General features: G+C 60.4%; 1 protein-coding gene. It reads right to left on the bottom strand.

The window, feature by feature from the left end; translation table 11 throughout:
- Positions 1–977: MMPL family transporter (locus tag A5658_RS03110; protein ID WP_156751235.1), on the bottom strand; the 977-nt coding region annotated here is incomplete at both ends.

Here is a 977-nt window from a genome sequence, read left to right on the forward strand (position 1 = left end):
ACCGACGGCAAGCAGCACGATCACCGACATCGCGAGCACCATCCAGTGCAGTTTGATACCGAGGAAGTATTGCCAGACGAGCACCGACATGCCGAACGATGCCCCCAACGACAGCGCGACCGTCCCGACGATCACCGCCGCCGCGATCAGACTGCGGGTAATGATCAGCATGATGATGAAAATCAGGCAGAGCGAACCGATTCCGGCGATCATCAGGTCGTACTTGGAGCCGTCCTTCCAGTCTTTGAAGGTGGCTGCGGTGCCGGCGAGGTAGATCTTGGCATCCTCCAGCGGGGTGCCCTTGAGCGACTCCTCGGCGGCCTCGCGGATTTTATCGACGCGCGCGATGCCTTCCGGCGACGCGGGATCGCCACGGTGCGAGATGATCAGCCGGACGGCGTGCCCGTTGGGTGAGATGAACTGTTTGAGACCTCGCGCGAAGTCCGGGCTTTTGAACGCCTCGGGCGGAAGGTAGAACGTGTCATCGTTCTTCGACTTGTCGAACGCGTCACCCTGGGCGGTGGCGTTGTCGGACTGCGCTTTTGCCTGTTCGTTCAGACCGTTGGTGGTGGCGTAGTTCGACATGATCGTGTCGAGGTTGTGCTGCTGGCTTTCGATCTGCGGCGGGATCAGCGCCACCAGCTGCGGCTGAATCTGGTCCAGCTTGTCGAGGTTCGCGCTGAGCGCCTCGATGTTCTCGCTCACCTGGTCGATGCCGTCGAGTGCGTTGAAGATCGACCGCACCGACCAGCACAGCGGGATGTCGAAGCAGTGCTTTTCCCAGTAGAAACCACTGCGGATCGGCCGGAAGAAGTCGTCGAAGTTGGCGATGTCGTCCCGCAACGACTCGGTGATCTTCACGGTTTCTTTTGTCAGCTTGGTGGTTTCGTGCGTGGTGTTGGTCAGATCCTGGGTGACCTTCATCTGCTCGTGCAGCGTCGCCATCGTCTTGCGCAGCTCGTCTGCCTGCTTGAGCA

This window comes from Mycobacterium sp. 1245111.1 (assembly GCF_001673405.1).
Classification (GTDB): Bacteria; Actinomycetota; Actinomycetes; order Mycobacteriales; family Mycobacteriaceae; genus Mycobacterium.